Source organism: Frankia sp. CcWB2, from assembly GCF_977927585.1.
In genome coordinates, this window is record NZ_CDWRCM010000307.1 from 1,236 (window position 1) to 1,892 (window position 657).

Genomic DNA, 657 nt, shown 5'->3' on the forward strand with positions numbered 1-657 from the left:
GGGGGGCGGTTCGGCGTCGGTGGCCGGGTCGAGCCGGCCACCGGGAGCGGTGCCGCCGCGGCCGCGAAGGACATCGAGGTCGAGTTCCCGGTCGTTGAGTTCCCGGTCGTCGAGCTCCCGTGGGTCACGGGGACCGTCCTGCCCACCGGGGCCGGGCCGGTCCCGGTCCCGGGCTCCCGGGACCGGGTAGTCCCCGTCGTTTCCTCCCCGCCCGAGTAGATCGTGCGGCAGGGTCGGCGGAGCGGCGCCGGTGCTATCCGCCTCGCTGTCGCGCTCGGTGCCGCTGTCGAGGCCGGGGGTGAAGTCGTCCGGCCCGAAGTCGCGATTATCCGCGGTGGGCAGCGAACCCGTTCGGTCGGACCCGAGCTGAGCGGCGGCCAGCGGCCCGGTGAGCGGGAACGGCCCGGTGTTGGGGAACCGCCGGGGCCCACTGGAGTCGTCGAAAAGGCTTTCCGGTCCGGCGGGTTCACCTGCGGTCCGGTGCCCGTTGGCCCCGGTGCCGTTCGTCGGCGCGACCCTGCCGCCCACCGGTTCGGGAGTTCCCGAGCCGGTGCGCTCCGGCCGCTCCGGTGCACGCGGTCCGGTCGGGGAACCGGGGATGGCCGGCGCGTCGCCGGCGCGGGTTCCTAGCGTCGGCGCGGTGGGCCGGCCCGGTCC

At 76.3% G+C, this 657-nt stretch carries 1 pseudogene; it reads right to left on the reverse strand.

Going from position 1 to position 657, the window contains the following annotated elements:
- Nucleotides 1-528: pseudogene (locus ACY45C_RS20910) on the reverse strand (histidine kinase); the annotation flags it as partial.
- Between the last annotated feature and the right edge of the window lie 129 nt (nt 529-657).